Origin of the sequence: Rhodococcus sp. Leaf233 (assembly GCF_001426165.1) — a bacterium.
GTDB classification, from domain to species: domain Bacteria; phylum Actinomycetota; class Actinomycetes; order Mycobacteriales; family Mycobacteriaceae; genus Rhodococcoides; species Rhodococcoides fascians.
The window spans coordinates 1,051,919-1,077,381 of record NZ_LMRO01000001.1 but is presented as its reverse complement, the minus strand read 5'-3'; the positions used below and the strand labels follow the sequence as shown (position 1 = coordinate 1,077,381).

Annotated in this window: 20 protein-coding genes; 8 read left to right on the top strand and 12 right to left on the bottom strand. The window is 64.8% G+C overall.

All coding sequences use genetic code 11. The features are described 5' to 3' along the window. Nucleotides 1-24 precede the first annotated feature (24 nt). Together ASH04_RS26045 and ASH04_RS05260 are read left to right on the top strand one after the other, a co-directional pair. A complete protein-coding gene (locus tag ASH04_RS26045) occupies nucleotides 25-1,515 on the top strand; it encodes an ABC transporter permease subunit (RefSeq protein WP_072692235.1) in 1,491 nt (496 codons plus the stop codon). After that, nucleotides 1,512-2,258 (top strand): amino acid ABC transporter ATP-binding protein, encoded by a 747-nt coding sequence (locus tag ASH04_RS05260; protein ID WP_032371654.1) that lies wholly within the window; start codon nucleotides 1,512-1,514, stop codon nucleotides 2,256-2,258. Before ASH04_RS26045 ends, ASH04_RS05260 begins: the two co-directional genes overlap by 4 nt. A gap of 16 nt (nucleotides 2,259-2,274) precedes the next feature. On the opposite strand, the gene ASH04_RS05255 is transcribed toward ASH04_RS05260, so the two are convergent. The 4 genes from ASH04_RS05255 to ASH04_RS05240 all read right to left on the bottom strand — a co-directional run bounded on the left by ASH04_RS05255 (nucleotide 2,275) and on the right by ASH04_RS05240 (nucleotide 7,749). After that, complete coding sequence (locus ASH04_RS05255; protein WP_057472870.1) at nucleotides 2,275-4,341, bottom strand: xanthine dehydrogenase family protein molybdopterin-binding subunit; 2,067 nt, start codon at nucleotides 4,339-4,341, stop codon at nucleotides 2,275-2,277. After that, nucleotides 4,338-5,351 carry an FAD binding domain-containing protein gene (locus tag ASH04_RS05250; RefSeq protein ID WP_032392502.1) on the bottom strand — a complete coding sequence of 338 codons (1,014 nt, stop codon included), beginning with the start codon at nucleotides 5,349-5,351 and terminating at the stop codon, nucleotides 4,338-4,340. The genes ASH04_RS05255 and ASH04_RS05250 overlap by 4 nt, the downstream gene beginning before the upstream one ends. Next, on the bottom strand, nucleotides 5,348-5,848 hold the full coding sequence (locus ASH04_RS05245; RefSeq protein WP_057472869.1) for a 2Fe-2S iron-sulfur cluster-binding protein: 501 nt from the start codon (nucleotides 5,846-5,848) through the stop codon (nucleotides 5,348-5,350). The genes ASH04_RS05250 and ASH04_RS05245 overlap by 4 nt, the downstream gene beginning before the upstream one ends. 98 nt (nucleotides 5,849-5,946) lie before the next feature. Then, a complete protein-coding gene (locus tag ASH04_RS05240) occupies nucleotides 5,947-7,749 on the bottom strand; it encodes a DEAD/DEAH box helicase (RefSeq protein WP_032364895.1) in 1,803 nt (600 codons plus the stop codon). A gap of 277 nt (nucleotides 7,750-8,026) precedes the next feature. Between ASH04_RS05240 and ASH04_RS05235 the strand changes: the two genes are divergently transcribed. Then, entirely contained in the window at nucleotides 8,027-9,814 is a 1,788-nt protein-coding gene (locus ASH04_RS05235) for an AMP-dependent synthetase/ligase (protein ID WP_057472868.1), read from the top strand. 106 nt (nucleotides 9,815-9,920) lie between these two features. On the opposite strand, the gene ASH04_RS05230 is transcribed toward ASH04_RS05235, so the two are convergent. Continuing rightward, nucleotides 9,921-10,538, bottom strand: a complete 618-nt coding sequence (locus tag ASH04_RS05230; protein ID WP_032375181.1) for an alpha/beta hydrolase — start codon at nucleotides 10,536-10,538, stop codon at nucleotides 9,921-9,923. Nucleotides 10,539-10,619: 81 nt separating this feature from the next. Here ASH04_RS05230 and ASH04_RS05225 point away from each other — a divergent pair, with 81 nt between their 5' ends. Then, nucleotides 10,620-14,069, top strand: a complete 3,450-nt coding sequence (locus ASH04_RS05225; RefSeq protein WP_057472867.1) for a TM0106 family RecB-like putative nuclease — start codon at nucleotides 10,620-10,622, stop codon at nucleotides 14,067-14,069. Here ASH04_RS05225 and ASH04_RS05220 read toward each other — a convergent pair. Beyond that, the gene (locus ASH04_RS05220; RefSeq protein WP_057472866.1) at nucleotides 14,039-15,253 is read right to left on the bottom strand and encodes an alanine racemase; all 1,215 of its coding nucleotides are present in this window, start codon (nucleotides 15,251-15,253) and stop codon (nucleotides 14,039-14,041) included. The genes ASH04_RS05225 and ASH04_RS05220 overlap by 31 nt on opposite strands. An 83-nt stretch (nucleotides 15,254-15,336) precedes the next feature. Further along, complete coding sequence (locus ASH04_RS05215) at nucleotides 15,337-15,978, bottom strand: TetR/AcrR family transcriptional regulator (RefSeq protein WP_027498003.1); 642 nt, start codon at nucleotides 15,976-15,978, stop codon at nucleotides 15,337-15,339. A 75-nt stretch (nucleotides 15,979-16,053) separates the two neighbouring features. Between ASH04_RS05215 and ASH04_RS05210 the strand changes: the two genes are divergently transcribed. Continuing rightward, a complete protein-coding gene (locus tag ASH04_RS05210; RefSeq protein WP_057472865.1) occupies nucleotides 16,054-17,367 on the top strand; it encodes a D-arabinono-1,4-lactone oxidase in 1,314 nt (437 codons plus the stop codon). A gap of 61 nt (nucleotides 17,368-17,428) precedes the next feature. Next, nucleotides 17,429-18,916, top strand: coding sequence for a molybdopterin-dependent oxidoreductase (locus ASH04_RS05205; protein ID WP_057472952.1), 1,488 nt, complete (start codon nucleotides 17,429-17,431; stop codon nucleotides 18,914-18,916). Nucleotide 18,917: 1 nt separating this feature from the next. Here the strand turns inward: ASH04_RS05205 and ASH04_RS05200 are convergent, their stop codons facing one another. Then, nucleotides 18,918-19,859 (bottom strand): adenosine deaminase, encoded by a 942-nt coding sequence (locus tag ASH04_RS05200; RefSeq protein WP_057472864.1) that lies wholly within the window; start codon nucleotides 19,857-19,859, stop codon nucleotides 18,918-18,920. A gap of 10 nt (nucleotides 19,860-19,869) precedes the next feature. Beyond that, complete coding sequence (locus ASH04_RS05195; protein WP_032382504.1) at nucleotides 19,870-20,661, bottom strand: enoyl-CoA hydratase/isomerase family protein; 792 nt, start codon at nucleotides 20,659-20,661, stop codon at nucleotides 19,870-19,872. 85 nt (nucleotides 20,662-20,746) lie between these two features. Here ASH04_RS05195 and ASH04_RS05190 point away from each other — a divergent pair, with 85 nt between their 5' ends. Beyond that, nucleotides 20,747-21,892 (top strand): acyl-CoA dehydrogenase family protein, encoded by a 1,146-nt coding sequence (locus ASH04_RS05190; protein ID WP_027498008.1) that lies wholly within the window; start codon nucleotides 20,747-20,749, stop codon nucleotides 21,890-21,892. A 52-nt stretch (nucleotides 21,893-21,944) separates the two neighbouring features. Here the strand turns inward: ASH04_RS05190 and ASH04_RS05185 are convergent, their stop codons facing one another. The 3 genes from ASH04_RS05185 to ASH04_RS05175 form a co-directional block, all read right to left on the bottom strand. Continuing rightward, entirely contained in the window at nucleotides 21,945-23,408 is a 1,464-nt protein-coding gene (locus ASH04_RS05185; RefSeq protein ID WP_057472863.1) for a DHA2 family efflux MFS transporter permease subunit, read from the bottom strand. After that, nucleotides 23,405-24,022: a PadR family transcriptional regulator gene (locus ASH04_RS05180; protein WP_052054800.1), complete on the bottom strand. Its 618-nt coding sequence runs from the start codon at nucleotides 24,020-24,022 to the stop codon at nucleotides 23,405-23,407. Before ASH04_RS05180 ends, ASH04_RS05185 begins: the two co-directional genes overlap by 4 nt. Nucleotides 24,023-24,294: 272 nt before the next feature. Next, nucleotides 24,295-24,498: a cold-shock protein gene (locus ASH04_RS05175; protein ID WP_008714360.1), complete on the bottom strand. Its 204-nt coding sequence runs from the start codon at nucleotides 24,496-24,498 to the stop codon at nucleotides 24,295-24,297. A 194-nt stretch (nucleotides 24,499-24,692) separates the two neighbouring features. Here ASH04_RS05175 and ASH04_RS05170 point away from each other — a divergent pair, with 194 nt between their 5' ends. Beyond that, on the top strand, nucleotides 24,693-25,436 hold the full coding sequence (locus ASH04_RS05170) for a GNAT family N-acetyltransferase (RefSeq protein WP_082519156.1): 744 nt from the start codon (nucleotides 24,693-24,695) through the stop codon (nucleotides 25,434-25,436). Nucleotides 25,437-25,463 lie beyond the last annotated feature (27 nt).

The window sequence follows — 25,463 nt, the reverse complement described above, 5'->3', positions numbered from 1 at the left end:
TCATTACAGCGAAAGCAGGCCTAGATGGTGCGCAGATCCACTCTGGTTCTGGTCGCGATTCTGATCGGCATACTCGGATTGTCCGGGTGTAGTTCGTCGTCGCAATCCCTCCTGGACCGAGTGCGCGACGACGGTGTACTCGTCGTCGGCACCGAGGGCACGTACAGCCCGTTCAGTTATCAGGGCGGGGACGGCCAACTCACCGGCTACGACATCGACGTCATCAACGCGGTCGGCGACGAACTGGGCGTCCGCGTCGACTTCGTGCAAACCCCCTTCGACTCGATCTTCGCCGGGCTGCAATCGCAACGCTTCGACCTGATCGCGAACCAGGTGTCGATCACCCCCGCCCGGCAGTCGACCTACGACCTGTCCAAGCCCTACACGGTGTCCGAAGGCCAGATTCTCACCGCCGCGAACAACACCACGATCACCTCGACGGCCGATCTGGCCGGCAAGACCACCGCCCAATCGTCGACGAGCAACTGGGCCGAGGTCGCTGCCGACGCGGGCGCGAACGTCGAGGCGGTCGAGGGATTCGTCCAAGCGGTCGCGCTCGTCAAGGACGGCCGGGTGGACGCCACCGTCAACGACTCGCTCGCCATCGCCGAATACCTGCAGCAGACCGGCGACACGGGAGTGCGGGTCTCCGGAAACACGGGCGACACGACGCTGCAGTCCTTCGTGGCCCGCAAGAACAGCGGCCTGATGGAGGAGGTCGACGCGGCCATCGACACCCTCCGTGACAACGGCACCATCGCCGAGATCTCGAAGAAGTACTTCGGCAGCGACGTCGCGGCACCGACCGCCGACACCGCGGCACCGGTGAGCGAGGACGCAGGAACCACTGCGACGTCGAAGATGCAGTTGGTACTCGACAACCTGTGGCCGATGCTGAAGGCGACGGTCACCATGACGATCCCGCTGACCGCCGTCAGTTTCGTTGTGGGACTGGTCATCGCGCTGGCCGTGGCACTCGCCCGGATCTCGTCGATCAAGCCCCTCGCCGCAGTGGCCCGGTTCTACGTCTCGATCATTCGCGGCACTCCCCTACTGCTGCAGCTGTTCATCATCTTCTACGGCCTGCCGCAGTTCGGCATCGTGATCTCGCCGTTTCCGGCGGCGGTCGTGGCGTTCTCGCTCAATGTCGGCGGCTACGCAGCCGAAGTCATTCGCGCTGCGATACTGAGCGTGCCCAAGGGCCAGTGGGAGGCCGCGCAGACGATCGGCATGGGATACCGAACCACGTTGCAGCGCATCGTGCTTCCGCAGGCACTGCGTACCGCCGTGCCGCCGCTGTCGAACACATTGATCTCGCTGGTCAAGGACACCTCGCTGGCATCGACCATCCTGGTGACCGAACTGCTGCGCGTCGCGCAGCTGGCGGCGGCTCCGACGTTCGACTTCTTCACGCTGTACTCCGTTGCCGCCCTGTACTACTGGGTGATCTGCATAATTCTCTCGTTCTTCCAAGGCAAACTCGAAGTCCGACTCGACAGGTACGTGGCGAAATGACAGACCTGCTGGAAGTATCCGCACTGAAGAAATCGTTCGGACCGATCGAGGTACTGAAGGACGTCTCGTTCACCGTGCCGTCGGGCACCGTCACCGTCATCATCGGGCCGTCCGGCTCCGGCAAGACCACAGTGCTGCGAACGCTCAATGCTCTCGACCGAGCCGATGCCGGCCTGATCCGCATCGGCGACGTGTCGGTCGACTTCGCCGAGCCCGTGGACGCCGCGCGACTGCGCCACTTCCGCGCGCAGAGCGGCATGGTGTTCCAGAGCCACAATCTGTTTCCCCACAAGACCGTGCTGCAGAACATCATCGAGGGACCGGTGATCGTCCAGAAGCGGTCCAAGGACGACGCCACTCGCGACGCACACGCGATCCTCGACCAGATCGGTCTCGACGCCAAGTCCGATCAGTACCCGTTCCAGCTTTCCGGTGGCCAACAGCAACGCGTCGGAATCGCCCGGGCCCTCGCCTTGCGCCCCAAACTGATGCTGTTCGACGAGCCGACCTCCGCACTCGACCCCGAACTGGTCGGCGAAGTACTGGGCGTCATCAAAGGCCTTGCCGCCGAAGGATGGACGATGGTGATCGTCACCCACGAGATCCGCTTCGCCCAGCAGGTGGCCGATCAGGTGTTGTTCCTCGAGAACGGCGTCGTCGTCGAACGCGGGACACCCGAGCAGGTTCTCGCGAACCCGACCGAGCCCCGCACCCGACAGTTCCTGCAGCGAATCTTGGCGTAGAGGGGCTGCGCCCGTTCTAGAGGTGCGGTAGCACCTTGTCCAGGGTGATCGGGAGGTCGCGGACTCGGACGCCGGTGGCGTTGTAGACCGCGTTGCCGATGGCTGCCGAGGAGCCCACCGCACCGATCTCACCGATTCCCTTACCGCCCATCGGTGCGATCTCGGTGTCGACCTCCTCGATCCACACGGCCTCGAGATCGGTGACGTCCGCACAGGCCGGGATGTGGTACTCGGCGAGGTCGTGGTTGGCGAAGCCGCCGAATTCGTGATCGACGACGCCGCTCTCCATCAACGCCATTCCGAGTCCGAACGTCATGCCGCCGATGAGCTGCGACCGGGCCAGCCGTGGATTCATCACCTTGCCGATGCCGAACACCCCCAGCATCCGGCGCACGCGCACTTCACCGGTGTCGACGTCGACTGCCACCTCGGCGAACTGGGCACCGAACGCCATGCGCGCCAGCTCTTTCTGGGCTTCGACGTCGTCGGATGTATCGGCCTCGGCGGAGTTACCCGGCTGCAACGGTCCCTGGTCCCGCAACGCGTTACAGACCTTGGTGACCGCCCAACCCCAGGAGGAGGTGCCCGAGGATCCACCGGCACCGGGGGCCTTGGGCAGAGCGCTGTCGCCCAGTTCCAGTGTGACGGCATCCGCGTCGACCTCGAGCGCATCGGCGGCAATCTGCCGCAGCACGGTCCGAGCGCCGGTTCCGATGTCGGATGCAGCGACGGACACCGTGATCGTGCCGTCCTGCTCGACGCGAGCCGCCGCGGTACTCGGCGAGATCAGCACCGGGTAACTCGCTGTGGCGACGCCCATTCCGAGCAGAGTATTGCCTGCTCGGCGTCGGCCCGGCGTGGAGTCTCGACGATCCCAGCCGAATTTCTCGGCACCCTCGCGCAGGCACTGCACCACACTGCGGGAGCTGAACGGATTCCCACTCGCGGGATCGACGTCGGGTTCGTTGCGGATCCGGAGCTCGATCGGATCGATTCCGGTGGCCGTTGCCAATTCGTCGATCGCCGTCTCGACGGCAAACATGCCGGGTGCCTCACCCGGGGCTCGCATCCAGCGCGGGGTGCCGACATCCAGCGACGCGAGCCGATGCGTTGTGGCGCGGTTGGGCGAGGCATAGATGTGCCGGGTCGATTCCGACGTCTGCTCACAGAACTCGAAGATCGTGCTCGTCTGTTGGAAGGAATCGTGAGCGATGGCCTGCAGCCTGCCACTCGAATCCGCACCGAGGCGAACGTGATTGAGGGTCGGGGTGCGGTATCCGACGACATCGAACAGGGCCTGCCTCGGTAGAACCAGCTTGACGGTCTTGCCGGTTGCTCGCGCCGCCATGGCAGCGAGAACTGCGTTGGGCCGAGTACTGCCCTTCGCTCCGAAGCCTCCGCCGACGTTCTCGGCAATCACGCGAACATTCGCGGGTTCCAGTCCGAACGCCGTGGCAAGATCCCCCTGAACGCCCGACGGTGCCTGCGTCGAATCCCAGACCGTCAGCACACCATCGGACCATTGCGCCGTGGTGGCATGCGGTTCCATCGGACTGTTGTGCATCGGAGCCGTCGAGTACCAGTTGTCGACGACGTGCTCGGCCGTCGTCAATGCAGCGTCCGGATCACCGACCGTGACGTCGGTGGGGAACCCAGCGTTGACGGACTCGGGCGCATACAGCGAGCTGTGATCGGCGCTCAGGGTGTTGTCGGGTGAGCGAACGTCGGCGTAACGCACCTGCACTCGGGCGGCAGCCGCGCGTGCATCCTGGAGGGTGTCGGCCAGAACGACGGCCACGATCTGGCCGCGGTAAGCAACGGAATTCGATTGCAGCACATGCAGTTCCGCATCTTCCACGTCGCCTAGCTTCTCGGCGTTGCCGTGCCACAGGAGCGCGTGCACCGACGGGCCCCCGTCAGCGAGTTCGACGTTCTCGACCGTCCCGACGGGAACCGTCGCGGGCACGTACCAGGCGTACACCTGGCCGGCGATCGGCGGCTGCTCGGCGGCGTAGCGCGCTCGGCCGGTGACCTTGTCGACGGACTCGGTGCGCTGAATCGACTGGCCGATCGATGCCGTCATGACCGATCTCCCAACTCTTCGTGTGTGCCCAGCTCTGCCAATTCCACCAGAGTGCGCGTCACCAGGTTCGTGACCAGCGGAACTTTGAAGGCGTTGTCTCGCAACGGCTCTGCTGCGTGCAGCTCCTCGGTGATCGCAGCCCGGAACGACGCCTCGTCGGGAGCGGTTCCAAGCAATGCATGTTCGGCGGTTCGGGCCCGCCACGGTCGGTGCGCAACGCCGCCCAGCGCAATCGACACCCCACGTACGATTCCGTCCTCGACGTCGAGCACAGCGCCGATCGACGCGACCGCGAACGCGTACGACTGCCTGTCCCGTACCTTCCGATACGTCGAGACAGTGCCGTCGGCAGCCTTCGGAATTTCGATGGCGGTGACGATCTCGTCTCGGGCGACAGTGTTGTCTCGCGTCGGATCATCGCCGGGCAATCGGTAGAACTCGTCCATCTCGAGTTTCCGTTCACCGTCGACTCCGCGGACGACGATGCGCGCGTCGAGAGCCGACAGCGCGACGGCCATGTCGGACGGATGCGTCGCCACGCACGACGACGAGGCTCCGAGGATGGCGAGGTTTCGATGCTCGCCGTTACGTGCCGGACAGCCCGAACCGGGTTCGCGCTTGTTGCACGGCTTGGATGCGTCCATGAAGTAGACGCATCGAGTGCGCTGGAACAGGTTTCCGCCGGTGGTGGCCATGTTGCGTAGCTGGCCCGAGGCCCCGGACAGCACTGCCCGCGAGAGCACCGGATACCGCTGGCGGACAACCGGATGCACCGCGAGATCGCTGTTGGACACCCCGGAGCCGATCCGCAACGCTCCGTCGTCGGCGACGTCGATGTCGTGCAACGGCAGTCGCGTCACATCGATCAACGCCGATGGTGCGGCCACACCCAGCTTCATCAGATCGACCAGATTGGTGCCGCCACCGAGCAACATCGCGTTCTCGTCCCCCGCCAGGCGTTCGAGAGCGTCGTCGATCGCAGTGGCGGTTCGGTACTCGAATGTTTTCATGACGCGTCCTGCACTGCGGGAACGATGTTCGCGTACGCACCGCAGCGGCACAGGTTGCCGCTCATGCGCTCGCGCACTTCGCCGGAATCGAGTTCGACATCGGTGGCCTCGAGGTCCTCGGTGACCGCACTGGGCCAGCCCTGTTTCGCCTCCTCGATCACCGCGACCGCCGAGCAGATCTGCCCGGACGTGCAGTACCCGCACTGGAACGCGTCACGATCGACGAAAGCCTGCTGCACGGGATGCAGAATGTCGCCGTCGGACAGTCCCTCGACGGTGGTGATCTCGCGCCCGACCTGCGCGACAGCAAACGTGAGGCAACTGTTGATTCGCCGGCCGTCGACCAGGACGGTGCAGGCACCACACTGACCGTGGTCGCACCCCTTCTTGGCCCCGACGAGATCCAGGTTCTCGCGAAGTGCGTCGAGCAGAGTGGATCGAGTGTCGCAGTCGATCTCACGATCGGTTCCGTTGACACGCAGAGTGACGTTGGTCATGCACGTGCGGATACCCGGGGCCCGAGCCACCAAACGCTCGAGCCGGCGGGTCGTGCGCGGAACTTCGTAGCAGGCTACGAAGTTCCGCGCACGTGGTGCTAGCGCTTGCCCTTGAACTTTCCGCCGCCGCGCGGACCGCCACTACGTCCGGGAGGACCGGAGTCGGGCTGCAGCTGAATCAACACGCCGCTGATGCGGGTGCGGCGCAGCGCCTCGACTGTCTCGTCGGCGAGGTCGGCGGGCAACTCGACCAGCGAATGGTCGGGACGAATGCTGATGTGCCCGAAGTCGCTTCGACGCAGACCGCCTTCGTTGGCGATGGCACCGACGATCGCACCGGGAGCAACGTGATGACGCTTACCGACGCTGATCCGGTACGTCGCCATTTCCTGGCCGGTCTTGCGGTGGTGCGAGCTGGCCGCATCCTCGTCGAACGTCCGCGGTGGCCGCGGCTCACGAGGCTCGCGGGGTGCCCGCGGCGGGGCGGGCGGCTCGGGCTTGAGCAGGAAGGCCTCGCCGTCGCGCGACTGGATGGCCAGCGCTGCCGCGATGTCGACCAAAGGCACGTCGTGCTCGCGCTCGTAGTCCTCGATGAGACGACGGAACAGCGCCAGATTCTCGTTGCCGAGGCTCTCGGTGATGGAGTCCTTGAACTTCGTCACACGTTGCGCATTGACGTCGTCGACGCTGGGGAGCTGCATCTCGGTGATGGGCTGCCGCGTCGCGCGCTCGATGGCCTTGAGCAGGTGACGCTCCCGGGGCGCGACGAACAGCAGAGCCTGACCGGCGCGACCCGCGCGGCCGGTACGACCGATGCGGTGCACGTAGGACTCGGTGTCGTGCGGGATGTCGTAGTTGATGACGTGCGAGATGCGGTCGACGTCGAGACCACGAGCCGCCACGTCGGTGGCCACCAGAATGTCGATCTGGCCGTTCTTGAGCTGGCCGATGGTGCGCTCACGCTGTGCCTGCACGATGTCGCCGTTGATCGCGGCGGCGGAGAAGCCCCGGGCGCGCAACTTCTCGGCGAGCTCTTCGGTGGCCTGCTTGGTACGCACGAACATGATCATGGCCTCGAACTCTTCGACCTCGAAGATTCGAGTGAGCGCCTCGAGCTTGCGCTGATGCGCCACCTGCACGTAGCGCTGCGTGATGTTCGGTGCCGTCGACGTCTTGGTCTTGACGGTGATCTCCACTGGATCGTGCAGGTACTGCTTGGAGATCTTGCGAATCGCGGCCGGCATCGTGGCCGAGAACAACGCGACCTGCTTGTACTCGGGAGTGTCGGAGAGGATGCGCTCCACGTCCTCCTGGAACCCCATCTTGAGCATCTCGTCGGCCTCGTCGAGCACGAGGTACTCGAGCCCGGACAGGTCGAGCGTGCCCTTCTCGAGGTGGTCGATGACGCGACCCGGGGTGCCGACGATGATCTGCGCACCCTTGCGCAGGCCGGACAGCTGGATCCCGTAGGCCTGGCCGCCGTAGATGGGCAGAATGTGCAGACCCGGGATGTGGGTGGCGTACTTGCCGAACGCCTCGGCCACCTGCAGCGCGAGCTCGCGGGTCGGTGCCAGCACCAGCGCCTGCGGCGTCCGACGCGAGACGTCGAGACGGGACAGGATCGGCACTGCGAACGCAGCGGTCTTACCCGTTCCGGTCTGCGCAAGGCCGACGACGTCATTGCCCGCCATCAACGGCGGGATGGTGGCCGCCTGGATGGGCGACGGGCTCTCGTATCCGACGTCGCGCAGGGCCTTCAGGACCCGCTCGTCTATTCCGAGATCGGCAAAAGTGATGTCGTCATCCGCTGTCGAAGAAGACTCACCTGCGTGGACGGGAGGGGAGGAACTCGTCTCGTCAGACGTCACGGCGGCATCCTGATCAGATTCTGAAGTGCTCATATACACCCGAGTTTAGTACCTGCCCGGCCCCCGCGACTCCTTCTGCGCTGATCAGGTGACGAAAACAGCGGTGATGGGGGCACGCACACACGGCCCTGCAAGGGCGACCCGACGGAGACACACGACCGGACACCGTTATGTTGTACCCCGAGTCACACTCACCTCCCCCGAAAAACGACCGAAAATTCACAAAGCGGACAACCTCGGTGGTGCGTTACGGACTCGGGTGTGATGAAATGCACAACTACCACGCTATTTATCCGTAAGGGGTCCAGCAGTGCGCGAATATTCTGTGCCGGCGTCATTCACCATTCCCGACGACGCATCCATGGCCGACACCGTCTTCCGGTACCAGAAGGAAGCACCGAACTTCGTCCCGTTCCAGCGCCTGGTGAACGGCACCTGGACCGATGTCACCGCGGGTCAGTTCGCCAAAGAGGTCACCGCGGTGGCCAAGGGCCTGATCGCGTCGGGCGTCGAACTCGGCGACCGCGTCGCCATTCTCAGCGCGACCCGCTACGAGTGGGTCGTCCTGGACTACGCCATCTGGACCGCCGGCGGATGCACCGTCGCGATCTACGAGACCTCGTCTGCAGATCAGGCGCAGTGGATCCTCGAGGACTCCGCGACCAAGCTGCTGATCGTCGAGACCGCGTCGCACGTCTCGAACCTGAAGGACGTCACCGACGGGGCCGCCGACTTGCGTGAGGTACTCCAGATCGACGGCGGAGCCATCGACGAACTGACCACCCGAGGCGCGGGAATCAGCGACGAGGACGTGCACACCCGTCGACACCAGGTCACTGCCGCCTCCCCCGCGACACTGATCTACACCTCGGGCACCACCGGCCGCCCCAAGGGTGTGCAGCTGACACACGCGAACTTCTACGCCGAGGTCCAGGCCACCCAGATCGCGCTGCACGACTCCATGCGCGAGGGCAACCGCACCTTGATGTTCCTGCCGATGGCGCACGTGTTCGCCCGCGCGGTGTCGTTCGGCTCGTTCGAGTCGAAGGTGACCGTCGGCCACACCTCGGACGTATCGACCCTGGTGGATCAGTTCGCCGTCTTCAAGCCGAACTTCATTCTGTCGGTGCCACGCGTGTTCGAGAAGGTCTACAACTCGGCCAAGCAGAAGGCGCACGACGGCGGCAAGGGCAGCATCTTCGACAAGGCCGCCGCGACGGCCATCGAGTGGAGCGAGGCCCAGGAGAAGGGCGGCGCAGGCCTGGTCCTCAACCTCAAGCACACCGTCTTCGACAAGCTCGTCTACTCCAAGTTGCGGGCTGCGCTCGGCGGCAACTGCGATCGTGCGGTCTCGGGCGGCGGCCCCCTCGGCGCTCGCCTCGGCCACTTCTTCCGCGGCGCAGGGGTACCGGTCTACGAGGGCTACGGACTGACCGAGACCAGCGCGGCCGTCACCGTCAACACCACCAAGGAACAGCGCGTGGGCACCGTCGGCAAGCCCATCGACGGCCATGCGGTCAAGGTCGCCGAAGACGGCGAACTGCTGCTCAAGGGGCCGGTGGTGTTCAGCGGCTACTGGCACAACGAGAAGGCCACTGCCGAAGCGATCGTCGACGGCTGGTTCCACACCGGCGACCTCGGCTCGATCGACCAGGAAGGCTTCGTCTCGATCACCGGCCGCAAGAAGGAAATCATCGTCACCGCAGGCGGCAAGAACGTCGCCCCCGCGGTGCTCGAGGACGCGCTGCGCGCCAACGCGATCATCAGCCAGTGCCTCGTCGTCGGTGACGCAAAGCCGTTCATCGGTGCGCTCATCACCCTCGACCCCGAAGCAATTCCGGGCTGGCTCGAACGCCACAACCTCGCTGCCGACATCCCGTTCTCGGAGCTGTCGAAGAACGCCGACCTCGTCGCCGAAATCGACAAGGCAGTGGCCGAGGCCAACAAGAAGGTCTCCAACCCCGAGCAGATCAAGAAGTACACGATCCTCGAGAACGACTTCACCGTCGAGACCGGCGAGCTGACTCCGACGATGAAGCTCAAGCGCAACATCATCCACACCGAACGTGGCAGCGACATCGAGGCCATCTACTCGTAGATCTCCCAGCACGAGTGCCGAAGGGCCCGACGCGAGCAATCGCGTCGGGCCCTTCGTCGTACAGCATGTGATCGTCAGTGCATGTGATCGTCAGTGCATATGGTCGTCAGTGCATGTGGTCGTCGAGGAATTCGGCGACCACCGTGGTCACGGCCTGGTGAATCTTTTCGTGCAGAAGATCGTGTCCGCCGTCCTCGAACTCGCGCAGGCTCGCCTGCGGAACGCGTCCGATCCATTCACGCACGGCATCGACCGGTGCCAGACGATCGTCGACGCCGTGCACGGCCAGCAACGGGATGACGTTGTCGGACAGGTCGTCGGCAGAACCGGTGACGGACTTGGGCGTGCCGCACAGGATTGCGCAGCGGACGGCCTCCGGATGCGCACCCAGCGCTGCGATGGCCGTCGCGGCACCGAGCGAGTGGCCCATCAGGGCGAACGACAGCTCGGGGTGCTCGGCCTCGGCGATGTCGATCAACTGCAGCGCGTTCTGTGCGAGACCGGGGATCTGTGCTGCGTCGGTCAGTTCACCCTCGGTCAGGCCGTGCCCCACGTGATCGACCGCCCACACGTCCACCCCACGCTCGTTCAGCAGCCGCGCGAAGCGGTGGTAGTGGGCGCTGTTCTGGCCGAGACCGTGCAGGAAAACGAGACCGAATCGAGCGTCGGCGACGGTCCAGGTTCGATAGTGGACAGCACCGGTGGCTCCGTCGAAAAAAGGCATTGAATCATTTTGCCTGTTCCCGCCGGCTTCCGCGCGCAACGTGACCGGTGCCGCTGTCGTGGGTCGCTAGGGTGGACGCTTGTGTTCCTCCTCGGCGATCAGGTCGTCTACAGCGCCAGCGACCTCGCTGCGGCGGCGTCCTGCGAATTCGGCCTGCTCCGACGACTGGACGCTGTCACCGGCCTGACCCCCCGGCAGAGCGTCGCAGCCGATCCGATGCTCGACCGCACGTCCACGCTCGGATTCGAGCACGAACGACGCCAACTCGAGGCGTTCGAGCAGCGTTTTCCCGGTGGCGTCCTGACCATGGACCGACCGGGCCGTACCGCACAGGAACTGGCGGACGCGGCGTGGGCGACCTTCACCGCCCTGACCTCACGCACGCCGGTGCTCTATCAGGCCGCCTTCTTCGACGGACGATTTCTCGGCTTCTGCGACTTCTTGGTAGCCGACGGTTCTCGTTACACCGTCTACGACACGAAACTGTCGAGACACGCGAAGGTGCCGGCGCTGCTGCAGTTGGCCGCGTACGCCGACGCCCTGCAGGCCGGGGGTATCACTCCGAGCGAGCAGGTCCATCTGATGCTCGGCGACGGCAGCGACTCCGCGCACGCACTGGCCGACATTCTTCCGGTCTACCGGCAGTCGCGAGCACACCTGCAGCACATTCTCGACGAGCATCACTCCGAGGGCACCGTCGTCGAGTGGTTCGATCCGCGGTATTCGGGATGCGGGCAGTGCGATGCCTGCACCGCCGAGGTGGAGCAGCATCGCGATCTGGTGCTCGTCGCCGGCATGCGCGGCAGCACCAGGGACCGGCTACTGGACGCAGGGATCTCGTCGATCGACGAGCTCGCCGAGTCGAGTACCCCGGTGGACGGCATGTCCTCCCGGACACTGGAGAACCTGCGGGCGCAGGCAGCCTTGCAGGTGCGCCAAGAGCGCAGCGGGGCAGCCGAATTCGAGATCCTCGACGCCGAGGCACTGGGGGTCATTCCCGAGCCCGACGACGGGGACATCTTCTTCGACTTCGAGGGAGATCCGCTGTACGCGGAGTCCGGTTCGTCCGACTGGGGTCTCGAGTACCTGTTCGGCGTCTACACCGCGGACGGCGACTTCCTGCCGTTCTGGGCTCACGACCGTGCGCAGGAACGTCGTGCGCTCATCGACTTCCTCGACTATGTCGCCGCCCGCCGAGCCGAGTATCCGAAGATGCACGTGTATCACTATGCGCCGTACGAGAAGACGGCTCTGCTGCGGCTGGCCGGCCGGTACGGAGTGGGCGAGGACGCCGTCGACGATCTGCTGCGGGAGAACGTTCTCGTGGATCTCTACCCCGTCGTACGGTCGGCTGTTCGGATCGGTGCCCGCTCGTACAGCATCAAGAAACTCGAACCGCTGTACATGCCCGCGGCCCGTGACGGAGACGTCACCGACGCGGCGGCGTCGATCGTCGAATACGCGCACTGGTGCGAACTGCGCGATCGAGGCAAGGACGCCGAGGCGGCAATTCTGCTCGCCGACATTGCCGAGTACAACCGCACCGACTGCGAATCGACACTGCGACTGCGTGATTGGCTGCTCGATCGGGCATCGGACGCCGGGGTGGCACCGCGGTCCCCGCAGCAGCTGGACCTCGAGGACGTCGTCGACCGCACCGCGACCCCACTCGAACTCGAACTGGCCGAGCACGCCGGACTGCCGTGGGATCGCACGCCGACGCAGCACGCGCTCGGATTGTTCGCCGGTGCCATCGGATATCACCGACGAGAGAACAAGCCGTTCTGGTGGGGCCACTACGACCGCCTGACCCATCCGCTCGACGAATGGGCCGACGCCGCGGACGTATTGAAGGTCGAGCGCGCCGAGCTGGTGCACGACTGGATGAAAACTGCACCCGGACAACGGGTGCTGCGTCGTCAGGTCAAACTGGTCGGGCACCTGAGCAACGGCGTGCTGTCCGGCTCGAAGGTGAAGCTGCTGTACGAGAACCCGGCCCCGGAGGGTTTGACGAAGCAGCAACCGACGCACCGGGCCACCACATCGGTCGAGATCGTGCAGACCGGGTACGAGGGAACCCTGGATGTGGTTGTCGTACAAGAGAATCTACGCAAGGGCGTGGAGGAGTACACCGATTTCCCAGTTGCCACCGCGCCCGAGCCGCCGCCGAACACCAAGCATCTCGAGCAGGCGATCGTCTCCGTCGCGACCGAGGTTCTCGGCGGGTTGCCGGAACTACCGCGTACGGCTGTCGCCGATCTGCTGACGCGCTCGACGCCCCGAACTCGTTCCGGCGCTGGCCTTTCCGTGGTCCACGACAACGACTACGCGCATGCGATCACGGCCGCGCTGCTCGATCTCGACAATTCGTACGTCGCGGTGCAGGGCCCGCCCGGCACCGGGAAGACCTACACGGCGGCGCGTGTCATCGAACACCTGGTGAACACACATCATTGGCGGATCGGGGTGGTCGGCCAGTCGCATCACGTGGTGAACAACCTGCTCGACACCATCGTCGGGGCCGGGGTCGACGCCTCGAAGGTGGGCAAGAAGGCCCCGACCGCGCACACCGTCGTGGACATCGCCGGATACTCGCACTTCGTCACCGAGGCCGACGAGGGCTGCGTCATCGGCGGCACTGCTTGGGATTTCTCCAACCCCGGCCGAATTCCACCCGGCTCCCTCGATCTACTCGTCGTCGACGAGGCCGGTCAGTTCTCCCTCGCCAACACCATCGCGGTCTCGGTATCGGCGCGCAATCTGCTGCTTCTCGGCGACCCGGCGCAGCTCCCCCAGGTCAGTCAGGGCACCCACCCCGAGCCCGTCGACGAATCGGCCCTGGGATGGCTGACGACCGGGCACGCCACCCTGCCCGCCGACCGCGGCTACTTCCTGGCGACGACGTGGCGGATGCATCCGGATCTGTGCGCGCCGGTGTCGATGCTGTCGTACGAGGGCAAGCTCGAATCGAACAAGGATGTGACACAGTCACGTTCGCTGTCGGGTCTGGAACCGGGCCTGCACGTCGTCCTTCTGGACCACCACGGCAATTCCACCGACTCGATCGAGGAAGCCGACGAGATCGTCACGCGGGTCCGGTCGTTGCTGGGTCGGCCGTGGGTGGACCCCGCACACGGCAGCGACCCGCGCCCGATGCAGCAGTCCGACTTTCTGGTGGTGGCGGCCTACAACGCACAGGTCGCCGTCATCGTCGAGCAACTCGCAGCCGCCGGACTCGACGAGGTGTCGGTGGGAACCGTCGACAAATTCCAGGGCCGTCAGGCACCGGTGGTCCTCATCTCCATGGCCGCGTCGGCCATCGAGGACGTGCCCCGCGGAATGGGATTTCTGTTGTCGCGCAACAGACTCAACGTCGCCATCTCCCGCGGTCAGTGGGCCGCGATCCTGGTGCGCTCGCGCGCGCTGACCCATTATCTACCGTCGACCCCGGACGGACTCGTCACGCTCGGCACGTTCATGCGGCTGTGCGAGAACGCACGTCAGCCGAACGCCATACCCTCGCCGCGGTAGGTGGGAACGGCGTCGACCGATCCGTCGGAATGAACCAGAGACAGGGTGTCGAACCGCTCGCACAACTCCCCGGCCTTGGCGTGGCGGAACCAGATTCGATCGCCGATGCGCACCTCCTCGGCCCCGCTCACCGGGGTCTGCACCTCTCCCGCGCCCTCGTTGCGCAGCAGTTTCAGGCCCGACGTGACAACGCCCGCTGCCCTCCTGGACCAGCCGACAGGTCGGGGTGATCGCGACCAGGATGCCGGGCCCGACGCGATGTAGCCGCCGCCGAACGCGGTGGCGATCCGCGGAGTCGGCTTGCGCACCACCGGCAGTGCGAAGAACAGCGAGGGTTCGGCCGAGAACGCGCGATACCGATCGAACAGGGTCGGCGCGAACAGACCCGAGCCCGCGGTGACCTCGGTGACGGCCGGATCCGCGGCAGAGAAATCGATCGACCCGGTACCACCGCTGTTGACGATCTCGAGCGGCCCGATCGCCGCGGTCACGGCGTCCACCACTGCTGTTCTCCGCGCACCGATCTCACGAGACGACAGCGACTTCATCAGCTCGACAGCGACGTTGGCGTCGGGAACACCGGCGATCTGTGCCTCGTAGAACATCAACCCCACCACCCGGAACCCCCGCGAGCGAGCCTGACGGGCGAACTGCGCCACCTGCTCCGGATCCCGAAGCGGAGAGCGCCTGACCCCGATGTGCAGCGGCCCCACCCGCAACGATGCGTCCACGTCGATACAGACGCGGGGCTTGAGTAGGTCGCTCCGCGCGGCGTCTCGGACGAGGTCCAGTTGCGCGACGTCGTCGACCATCAAGGTGATGCGTCCCGACAGCACGCGGTCGTTGACCACCTCGGCGAGCGCCGTTCGATCGACCGTCGGGTACCCCATCAGAATGTCGTCGACGCCGGCCCGCGCCAACCAGATCGCTTCGCGCAGCGAATAGGCCATCACTCCGGATACACCCTGCGCCGCGAGGACCCGATTCAACACGGCTCGGCACCGCACCGACTTGCTGGCGATCCTGATCGGTACACCGTTCGCGCGGGCACGCAGTGCTGCAGCATTGGCATCGAGAGCTGTCAGATCGACTGCTGCCGTAGGAGATTCGAGACCCTCGGTGGCTGCGGCAATGCGGGACAGCGGGGTCGTAGCGGTGGTGATGTCACCGGCGATCGAACTCATTCGGCACATTCCTTCGTCGTCGTTGCCGGGCCGACACAGTCAAACACTCCGCAGCCGAGAAGTCCCGTCGAGCGGTTTTCCACTCAGCGATCTTCTGCCTTCGCGGCGATCAACCCGGACAGGTCGTCGATCTGGGCCAACACTTCGAGATCGTCGCCGTCGACCAACCACCGCAGCACCAAACCGTCGAGAGTCGCCATCCCGAAGCGGGCGATCGACTCCACCGGTTCGAGCCACCGCGTGCCGGTGTGGTCGGAACAATTCTCGAAGAACAGCTGCGCCTCGGAATCCCGGATTCGATACTGCCCGCTGGCGATCTCGGCGGCCGTGGCCGAACCCAGTGCGCGATGCCGCAACAGATACGTCTTGATCTCGTACGCCAACAGCTGACGACCGTGCGATTTCTCAATAAGCAGCCACACCGCGCTCAGCCCGCTGTGCACCAGCTCGCGCAGCCCCCGAACACCGGGTAGTTCGTGTGTTCCGACCGCGCTGTCCAACGCGGCGTGCAGTATCTCGGTGACGTCGACGATGAGGTGCTCGCCCATCGCGATCACCAGATCCTGCTTGGTCTCGAAGTGGTATTGCACGATGCCTTTGGTGACGTCGGCATATTCCGACAGCGCCCGAACGGTGAGCGACTCGATACCGACCCGCTCGGCGACGTCGATTGCCGACTGCACCAGTTGTGCGCGGCGCACGTCGGCGGGCAGCCTCGATTGCATGACCCGATACTAGGTCGCGGTCGACATCTGTGCCTTGGATTGCCCCAGGGGAGCGCGCTGCGAGATAGTGTTTCGATGATCGAGCGGTCGTGGCAGAACTGGGCGGGCAATCAACATGCATTCCCGGCACGTCGAGCCGAGCCCTCGTCGGTCGAGGAGCTGCGTGCGATTCTGCGCGATGCCGCCGAACGGTCTCTGCCGGTGCGCTGCGTCGGGGCAGGGCATTCCTTCACTCCCATTGCCGTCACCGACGGTATCCAGATCGTCTTGGACGCGCTGAGCGGTATCGAATCCGTCGAACGCGCCGACGACGGATCTGCCCAGGTGACGGTGCTGGCCGGCACTCGACTCCGGGAGTTGTCGGCGCGGTTGTGGGAGCTCGGGCTGGCGATGACCAATCTGGGCGACATCGACGAGCAGTCCGTCGCCGGGGCCATCTCGACGGGCACTCACGGAACCGGTGCCGGATTCGGCGGCATCGCCACCCAGGTGCACGCGCTGGAGCTGGTGACCGCAGACGGACAGTCGGTGCAGTGCTCCCGAGACGAGAACACAGAACTGTTCGACGCGGCCCGCATCGGTCTCGGCGCTCTCGGCGTCATCACGCGTGTGACGTTGAACTGCGTCGCGGCGTTCGCGCTGCAGGCCGTCGAGACGCCGTCGACGCTGACGGCGACGCTGCGTGATCTCGATGCCACCGTCGCCGGCGTCGACCATTTCGAGTTCTATTGGTTTCCGCACACCGATCGGGTGCTCACCAAACGCAACACCCGCCTGCCCGGTGACACCGATCTGCGTCCGCTGGGCAAGGTGCGCTCATATCTCGACGACGAACTGCTGTCCAACACGGTCTTCGAGGGCCTCAACCGAGTGGTGACGCGAGTGCCTGCGTTGATTCCCAGGGTGAACGCGGTCTCGGCCCGAGCACTGTCGGCTCGCGAGTACACCGACCGCTCGTACCGGGTGTTCGCGTCGTCGCGGACGGTCAAGTTCGTCGAGATGGAATACGCCGTGCCCGTCTCCGAGATCGCCTGGGTGCTGCGCGAGGTGGATCGCTGGCTCGAGCGTTCGGCGATCTCCATCGCGTTCCCCGTCGAGGTGCGGTTCGCGGCCGCCGACGACATCTGGCTGTCCACGGCATCCGGGCGTCCGACGGCGTACATCGCCGTGCACCAGTACCACCGGCGTGATCACCGCGAGTACTTCGACGCTGTCGAAGCCATCTGCCGCAGCGTCGGAGGTCGACCGCACTGGGGCAAACTGCACTCTCTCGGCAGCGCCGAACTGCGTGATTCCTACGAACACTTCGACGACTTCCTGCGCATCCGAGATTCACTGGACCCGACGCAGCTGTTCCGCAACGACTATCTGGACCACCTGCTGTCGTGAGCGGTATCTCGTACCCTGCTACGAAATACCGCGCACGACGAGTTCGCTTACATTGGACTCGGTGAGCACAGGAAAACGCGCGCTGTCCGGCATCATCGCCGCCGGAGTCGTCCTCGGCGTCGGCGAATTGATCGCCGTCCCCATCGGACCGAACTCGTCACCACTGACGGCCGTCGGATCCTCGGCGGTCGACAACAGTCCGGCACCGGTCCGTGAATGGGCCATCGACACGTTCGGCACCTCCGACAAGCTCGCCCTGTTCATCGGCATGGCCGTGGTCATCGGTGCTATCGCCGCCGCGGCAGGAATCGCTCGCAAACCGATCGGGGCCGCGGTGTTCGCCGCCCTGGGCGTAATCGGCGTCCTCGCCGCGGTGACCCGACCCGACGCGACGGTGTTCTACGCAGTCCCGACCATCGGCGGCGTCATCGTCGGCATCGTCGTGCTGCACGCCCTCATCGGATCCGCCACCCCGGCGACCGACGGAATGAACCGACGCAGTTTTCTGACCCTCGCCGCCGGTGCCGCAGTACTCGGAGTCGTCGCAGGGACGGCCGGACGAATGCTCACCTCGGCGCGAGCGGTCACCGCCGATCGACTCGGCTTCATGCTCCCGACCCCGACGCCGCAAACGCCGATACCGGCGGGGGCGGACCTGAAGATCGACGGCCTCGCGTCGTACATCACCCCGAACGAGGACTTCTACCGCATCGACACCGCGTTGGTCGTGCCACGCGTCGCGTCGGATACGTGGTCGCTGCGGATCCACGGCATGGTGGACCGCGAGATCGAGTTGACGTTCGCCGATCTGGCGCAGCGTCAGGCGGTGGAGAAAACAGTCACGTTGACGTGCGTGTCCAACATCGTCGGCGGCGACCTCGTCGGCAACGCGACGTGGATCGGCTACCCACTGAAGGACATCCTCGAAGAAGCGGGTATCTCCCCCGACGCCGACATGGCCCTGTCGTCCAGCAGCGACGCCTTCACCGCGGGCACTCCCCTCGAGGTGCTGCTCGACGGCCGGGACGCACTGTTGGCCGTCGGGATGAACGGCGCCCCGCTACCCGTGGAGCACGGTTACCCGGCCCGACTGGTCGTGCCCGGACTGTACGGATACGTCTCGGCCACCAAGTGGGTCACCGACATCGAGATCACCCGATTCGACAAGGTGACGGCATACTGGACCGACCGCGGCTGGGGCGTACTCGGTCCGATCAAGACCGCTGCCCGCATCGACACCCCGCGCTCGGGCAGCTCCGTGTCCGCGGGAAAGACCGTGTTCGCGGGCGTCGCCTGGGATCAGCACACCGGCATCGAGGCCGTGGAAGTACAAGTGGACGAGGGCAATTGGGTGCCGGCAACCCTGTCGGAGGAGTACTCCAAGGACACGTGGCGGCAGTGGATGATCGAGCTCGACCTGCCGGCGGGCCAGCACGCGATCCGCGCCCGGGCTACCAACTCCGCCGGGGAGCTGCAGACCAACAAGACTGCAGACACCGTCCCCGACGGAGCAACCGGCTACCCGAAGATTTCGGTGACGGCGAACTGATTCAGGTTGTCGCGAAGCTGGCGCGAACCGAATTCTCCGCCAACTGTGTGCGCTCGTCCGCGGTCAGACCCATGCCCTCTTCCAGCGCGGAGAAGTTGTCGTCGACGTACCCGCCGAAATAAGCGGGGTCGTCGGAATTGATCGACACCGACAACCCACAGTCGAGCATCTGCCGTAGCGGCAACTGCGCGACGTCGTCGATCACCTTGAGCCGAACGTTGGACAACGGGCAGACGGTGAGCGGAATCTGTTCCTCGACAAGTCGATTCACCAACGCCTCGTCTTCCAGGCATCGCACGCCGTGATCGATGCGCTCGACCTTCAGCAGATCCAGCGCCTGCCAGATGTAGTCGGGCGGGCCTTCCTCACCGGCGTGGGCGACCACGTGCAGGCCCTCGGCGCGTGCCTTCGCGAACACGTCGACGAACAGCGACGGCGGGTAGCCGACCTCGGCGGAGTCGAGACCGAGGCCGATGATCGGTGCCTTCATCGCCAACAGGTCGTCGAGCAATTGGTTGGCGTGCAGCACCGGCTTGTCTCGCAGAATCGACGCGATCAACCCGCTGGTGACGCCGAATTCGCGCTCACTGGTCGCGCAGGCGTCGGCCAATCCCTCGACGACGGCCTGGAGCGGTACACCGCGCTCGGTGTGCGCCTGTGGATCGAAGAAGATCTCCGCATGCGTCACCCCGGCCTGCGCGGTGCGGCGGAAGTACGCGCGCGCCAGATCGGCGAAGTCCTCGGCGGTGCGTAACACGGCCATGTTCGCGTAGTACAGATCGAGGAAGGACTGCAGGTCGGTGAACTCGTACTTCGCCTGCAATTCGTCGATATCGTTGTACGGCAGCGTGATTGCGTTGCGCTCGGCAAGATCGAAGATCAGCGGAGGCTCGAGCGACCCTTCGATGTGGAGGTGCAGTTCGGCCAGTTGATCATTACTCACTCATACGATTCTACTTGCCGGTGTACGTCGCCTTACCAGGGCCGACCTCGAGGAAGCTCGTCACCGCACCGCGCAGATCCTCGGTCTCGAACAATGCGCCCGAGACCTCCGACGTGATGTCGTCCGCGTGCGCCACACCGCCCGAACGCCACGCGGCCACAATCTGTTTCGTCGCCGCATGGGCGACGGTAGGGCCGTCGGCCAGTCGGTGTGTCAACGCGAGCGCCGCGGCATCGACGTCGTCGTGGATCTGGTTGACCACGCCCCACTCCTTCAACGTCTGGGCGTCGTAGAGATCTCCGGTCATGACGAATTCACGTGCCCGACCCGACCCTGCCCGCTCGGCCAGACGCTGCGGTCCGCCCATCGACGGCGTCAACCCGACGACGGTCTCGACCAGACCGAACTTGGCCTTGGGCCCGGCGAGAACGATGTCGCAGGCCAGCGAGATCTCGAACGCCGCGGTGAGCGTCAAACCGTGCGCGGCGTAGATCACCGGGCACGGCAACGCCTCGAGCGGATGAATGATGCCGGCGAACAAACCACGCCACAGATCGGCGCCTTCGGCAGCAGACAATCCCTCGAACACGTGCACGTCGACGCCCGCGGAGTTGACCTTGCCCTCGGCACGCAGCAGCACCGCACGCGGCGGATTCGCGGCCAGATCGGCGACATTCGCGGCCACCGCGTCGAACATCGCCTGATCGAACAGGTTGAGGGGGCCGTGATCGAAGGTCAGGACAGCGACCTCGGCACCGGCCGCAGTGGTCGATCGAACGAGCGAGGTAGGTGCGTCAGCCATCCTCGCATAGTGCCACACGCGTTCCGGGGCGTTGTTACCAACGAGTATTGTTCGCGTATTAGCCGTTACCGAGAGGAACAAGTAAGTGAAGCGCAGCCTGTTCGAGTCCGACCACGACGACTTCCGCGCATCGGTACGCGAGTTCGTCACCAGGACCATCACGCCGGTGGAGGAGAAGCTGGTCGAACAGCGATACATCGACCGTGAAATCTGGCTCGAAGCAGGACGCAACGGATTCCTCGGCCTCGAAGTACCCGAGGAATACGGCGGCAGCGGAGCCGAGGACTACCGATTCAACGCCGTCCTCGGTGAGGAACTCGCCCGCTCGAGTGCCGCGGTGGCGTCGTGCTTCGGTATCCACGTCGACATCGTCGCGCCCTACCTCGTCAAGCTCACCACCGAGGAGCAGAAGAAGCGCTGGCTGCCCGGGTTCTGCAGCGGCGAGATCCTCACCGCCATCGCCATGACGGAACCTTCCGGCGGCTCGGACCTCGCCGCGCTGAAGACCACCGCCGTCAAGGACGGCGACGACTTCATCATCAACGGCTCGAAGACGTTCATCACCAACGGTAATTCCGCCGACCTCGTCATCGTCGCCACGCGCACCACGCCCGAGAAGAAGGCGAAGGGCATCACGCTGTTCGCCGTCGAGAACGGAACCGAAGGATTCACCCGCGGCCGCAAACTCGACAAGGTCGGCCAGCCCGAATCCGACACCGCGGAACTGTTCTTCGAGAACGTGCGAGTACCCAGCGCCAACATGATCGGCGAATTCGACGGCGGCTTCATCCACATGATGCAGCTGCTCCCCCAGGAACGCATCAGCTGCTCGGTGGCCAACCTCGGACACGTACGGCCCATTCTCGAAGAGACGCTGCAGTACGCCAAGGACCGCAAGGCATTCGGTCAGCAGATCGGCTCGCTGCAGTGGAACAAGTTCCTGCTCGCCGAGCTCGTCACCAAACTCGATGTGGCGCAGGCATACATCGACAACTGCATCGTCGCCCACGGCCAGGGCGAGCTGACGGCCATCGACGCAGCCAAGGCCAAATGGTGGAGCTCGCAGGTGCAGAACGAAATTCTCGACCACTGCGTCCAGCTGCACGGCGGCTACGGATTCATGAACGAATACCGCGCCGCCCGCGCGTGGAAAGACGCTCGCGTGACCAAGATCTGGGCCGGATCGAACGAAATCATGAAGGAACTGATCGGCCGGGATCTGGGGCTGTAGAGCGGCTTCGCCGCATGTGAGTGGAACTTCGTAGCAGGGGTCGAGGTTCCACTCACATGGGTTTCTTGAACGCGGGACGGGCGTAGAAGCAGACCGCGACCATGCCGACCAGGAGCACGACGGCGGGGAGGATCAGCGACTGCGCCATGGCGGTGGTGAAGCCGTCACGCAGCATCTCGGGCACTCGGCCCGCGAATTCGTTTGCCCCCGAAGCCGATCCACCGGTAGGTAGTTCGGCGGCCAAGCGCGATTGAATGAGCGCGCCGATGCCCGCGCTGCCGAGCACGGACCCGATCATGCGGGTGGTGTTGTAAATTCCCGAACCCGCGCCCGCCTGGCTCATCGGAAGATTACGAGTGGCCGTCGCTGCCAACGGAGACCAGATCAACGCATTCGCCACACCCATTGCAGCGACGGGGAGCAGCAACTTCCAGATGGCCGTCGTCGGCGTCATCTCGTAGGCGAACCACAGCAGCGACGCGGCGAGGATGAACAGTCCCGATCCGGCGATGTACCGCGGATGCGTCTTGTCGACGAGCTTGCCGATATTGGGTGCGAGCAGTCCGGTCAGCAGCGCCATCGGAACGAACAGCAGTGCCGACCGGGTGGGCGTCAGACCGGTGACGCTCTGCGCGTAGAACATGATCGGCAGCATCATGCCGGACATCGCGAAACCCATTGCGGCGATACCGATATTGGACAGCGAGAAGTTGCGGTCGCGGAACAGGGCCAAGGGCACCAGCGGCTCGCTGGTATTCACGGACTGCCAGTAGACGAACCCCGCGAAGACGAGCAGACCGACACCGATGAGAATCCACACGCCGGTACCCCAGTCGTACTTCTGACCCTCCTGGATACCGAAAACGATGCAGAAGAGTCCGACGGCGCTGAGCGCAACGCCTACTAGATCGAACTTGTGATCGTGGGTCGGTAACACCGGAACGAACTTCAGCGCCAACGCAATTGCGAGAATGCCCACCGGCACGTTGATGAAGAAGATCCATTCCCAGCCGAGCGAGTCGACCAGCACACCGCCGAGAATCGGCCCGACGAGCGTTGCGACGCCTGCAACGGCACCCCATGCCCCCATCGCCGTTCCGCGCTTTTCCGCCGGGAACACGCGAGTGATCACCGCCATCGTCTGCGGGGTGATCATCGCCGCGCCGAGGCCCTGAACCGCGCGGGCAGCGATGAGCATCTCAATCGATCCCGACAGTCCACACCACACGGACGCGAGGGTGAACAGCACCAGGCCGGCGATGTACAGATTCCGAGGACCGAACTTGTCGCCCAATCGGCCCGTGACCAGCAGTGGAACGGCGTAGGCGAGGAGATACGCGCTGGTGACCCAGATGACGTTGTTGATGTCGGTGTTCAGCCCGGTGAGGATCGCAGGTTGCGCGACCGCGACGATCGTCGTGTCCACCAGGATCATGAAGAAGCCCAAGCACAGTGCCCACAGCGCCGGCCACGGTCTGATCTCGTGCTGCGACGGGGCAGTCTCGACGGAATTCATGTAGCGCTCCCTATCCCCGAAGTCGGGTTCGTGTGATGTGCGGAGATGTGATGCGGCCAGTCGAGCTCGCCGCTGTCGATCCGATCAAGGTAGCGCGTCAGCCACTGCACTTCTGCGCGCAGCATGTGGTGAATGTAATCGATTCCGGCCCAATAGATTTCGGATATCTGGCGATCTGCTGCGAGCTGTTGATAGCCCGACAGTTCGTCGATGTCCGCGGTCAGGTCCACGATTCGCTCCCGCAACAGGGCGGTCGCGTCGGATGCGGGTAGGTTGTGCATTTCGGACAGGCCGAGGACGAACTGCGGGTATTCCCGCACCGGGGTTCTCAGAATTTCGGTCAGCCGATCGGTCAGCACGTGCCGTCCGGCCGAGGTGATCCGATAGGTGGTGCGCTCCGGACGGTTGCCACCCCGGTCGGTTCCGACCTCGTCGACCAGTTCCTGCTCGTGCAGACGTGCGACCGCGTGATAGAGCGAACCCGGGCGAATCTTGACGATTCGATCTTCCTTGCGGGAGAGCAGCAATTGATACATCTCGTAGGGATGCATCGGGCCCTCCGAGAGCAGAGCCAGAATCGAGACGCCCAGCGGATTGACGGTTCCGGCTCGCATCGATCCCCCTGTCACCTATCCCGCACGAATTATTCCAACTGGAATATAGGGCCGGCGGTAGCCTCGGAGCAACCCGGACAATGCGCCCACCAGGGGACAAAGGCGTCTTTCGACGCAGAATGGGCACCGACCGCGGTCGATGCCCTCAGCGAACAGACGAAGGCCGGATACTCGGAATTACTTCCGTGTATCCGGCCTTATCACCGAGTTTCTGGTGCTGAAAAAGTCTAGAGTTTCAGTCCACCAGGAGAAATCGGGTTACGAAGCTTGAATCAGATGGCGCGGACGCCGGTAGCCTGGGGGCCCTTCTGACCCTGGCCCACCTCGAACTCCACGCGCTGGCCCTCGTCGAGCGACTTGAAGCCGCTACCCTGAATCTCCGAGTAATGAACGAAAACGTCCGGTCCGCCACCATCCTGCTCGATGAAGCCGAAGCCCTTTTCGCCGTTGAACCACTTCACACTGCCCTGCGTCATTCTGTAAACCTTCTGTAAGCGAGCTAGATCTTCACGTCGAAGCTCTAATCTCAAAACCGAGTCTGCCATCTATCGGCGCTGAGCGAAACACCGGGGGCGAAAAAGTTCGAAAGATTGCTTTGGGACGGTGAAACAGAAATGCCGCCACAGCTGCCGCAGCCCGTCGGTTCAAGTGCCGTCGCTACTGTCGAACCGTGGAATTGCCTGCCTACGATGCCGACCGATTCGATCCCCACCGACTCGACATCGTCCGACTCGCCTGGTGCCGACGGCTGTCGTTGGACGACCGTGCCCTCGACACCACCGCGGACCGCGTCGAACATCGGACCGACACCGAGAACATCGTCGTACTCCGACTGGCGCAGACCACTCTGATCGTCGGTCCTTCCTGGGCCGTGGACGCCGCACGCGGCGTCGAGGGCCAGGCAGACACCGGTCGGACGTGGTTGTCGACGCTGCTGGGCGATCGCGTCGAGCAGTACGAGATCGACTCCCACACGCTGGCCTACGGATCCGAGATCGGCCACACCATCGACGTCCACGATCCGCTGATCTCCCACGACGCGGAGCACGCCCGCGCTCTGGCGGAGCACTGCAGCGAGGCCGACGTGACGGAGGCATTCGGCGAGCCGGTGTCGCGGCACTGGTTCACTTTGCTCGGAGACGACCGACCCGCGGATTCGGCGCGATCCCTGGCCTCGGCGGGGTACTCGGAAGAAAACATGATCCTGGCCGACATGCGCGTTCTCACCGACCCGGACCACCGACGACACGGATACGCCGCGGTCGTCGGGAGGCTCGCGACCAACGATGCCATCGACGACGGCCTGATACCGCAGTGGCGCGCGCGACCGGAGAACACGACCGCTCGACGCCTTGCCGCCCGGCTCGACTACGTGGAGATCGGTGCCTGCCACACCGCCGTGCGTCGAACCTAGGCGCTTGAATCCGGTCCGGACTGGGTA

Bases quoted from the DNA above. Each gene is read 5' to 3' on its own strand.
- ASH04_RS26045 (WP_072692235.1), top strand. From the start codon at position 25: ATGGTGCGCAGATCCACTCTGGTTCTGGTCGCGATTCTGATCGGCATA.
- ASH04_RS05260 (WP_032371654.1), top strand. From the start codon at position 1,512: ATGACAGACCTGCTGGAAGTATCCGCACTGAAGAAATCGTTCGGACCG.
- ASH04_RS05255 (WP_057472870.1), bottom strand. From the start codon at position 4,341: ATGACGGCATCGATCGGCCAGTCGATTCAGCGCACCGAGTCCGTCGAC.
- ASH04_RS05250 (WP_032392502.1), bottom strand. From the start codon at position 5,351: ATGAAAACATTCGAGTACCGAACCGCCACTGCGATCGACGACGCTCTC.
- ASH04_RS05245 (WP_057472869.1), bottom strand. From the start codon at position 5,848: ATGACCAACGTCACTCTGCGTGTCAACGGAACCGATCGTGAGATCGAC.
- ASH04_RS05240 (WP_032364895.1), bottom strand. From the start codon at position 7,749: ATGAGCACTTCAGAATCTGATCAGGATGCCGCCGTGACGTCTGACGAG.
- ASH04_RS05230 (WP_032375181.1), bottom strand. From the start codon at position 10,538: ATGCCTTTTTTCGACGGAGCCACCGGTGCTGTCCACTATCGAACCTGG.
- ASH04_RS05220 (WP_057472866.1), bottom strand. From the start codon at position 15,253: ATGAGTTCGATCGCCGGTGACATCACCACCGCTACGACCCCGCTGTCC.
- ASH04_RS05215 (WP_027498003.1), bottom strand. From the start codon at position 15,978: ATGCAATCGAGGCTGCCCGCCGACGTGCGCCGCGCACAACTGGTGCAG.
- ASH04_RS05210 (WP_057472865.1), top strand. From the start codon at position 16,054: ATGATCGAGCGGTCGTGGCAGAACTGGGCGGGCAATCAACATGCATTC.
- ASH04_RS05195 (WP_032382504.1), bottom strand. From the start codon at position 20,661: ATGGCTGACGCACCTACCTCGCTCGTTCGATCGACCACTGCGGCCGGT.
- ASH04_RS05185 (WP_057472863.1), bottom strand. From the start codon at position 23,408: ATGAATTCCGTCGAGACTGCCCCGTCGCAGCACGAGATCAGACCGTGG.
- ASH04_RS05180 (WP_052054800.1), bottom strand. From the start codon at position 24,022: ATGCGAGCCGGAACCGTCAATCCGCTGGGCGTCTCGATTCTGGCTCTG.
- ASH04_RS05175 (WP_008714360.1), bottom strand. From the start codon at position 24,498: ATGACGCAGGGCAGTGTGAAGTGGTTCAACGGCGAAAAGGGCTTCGGC.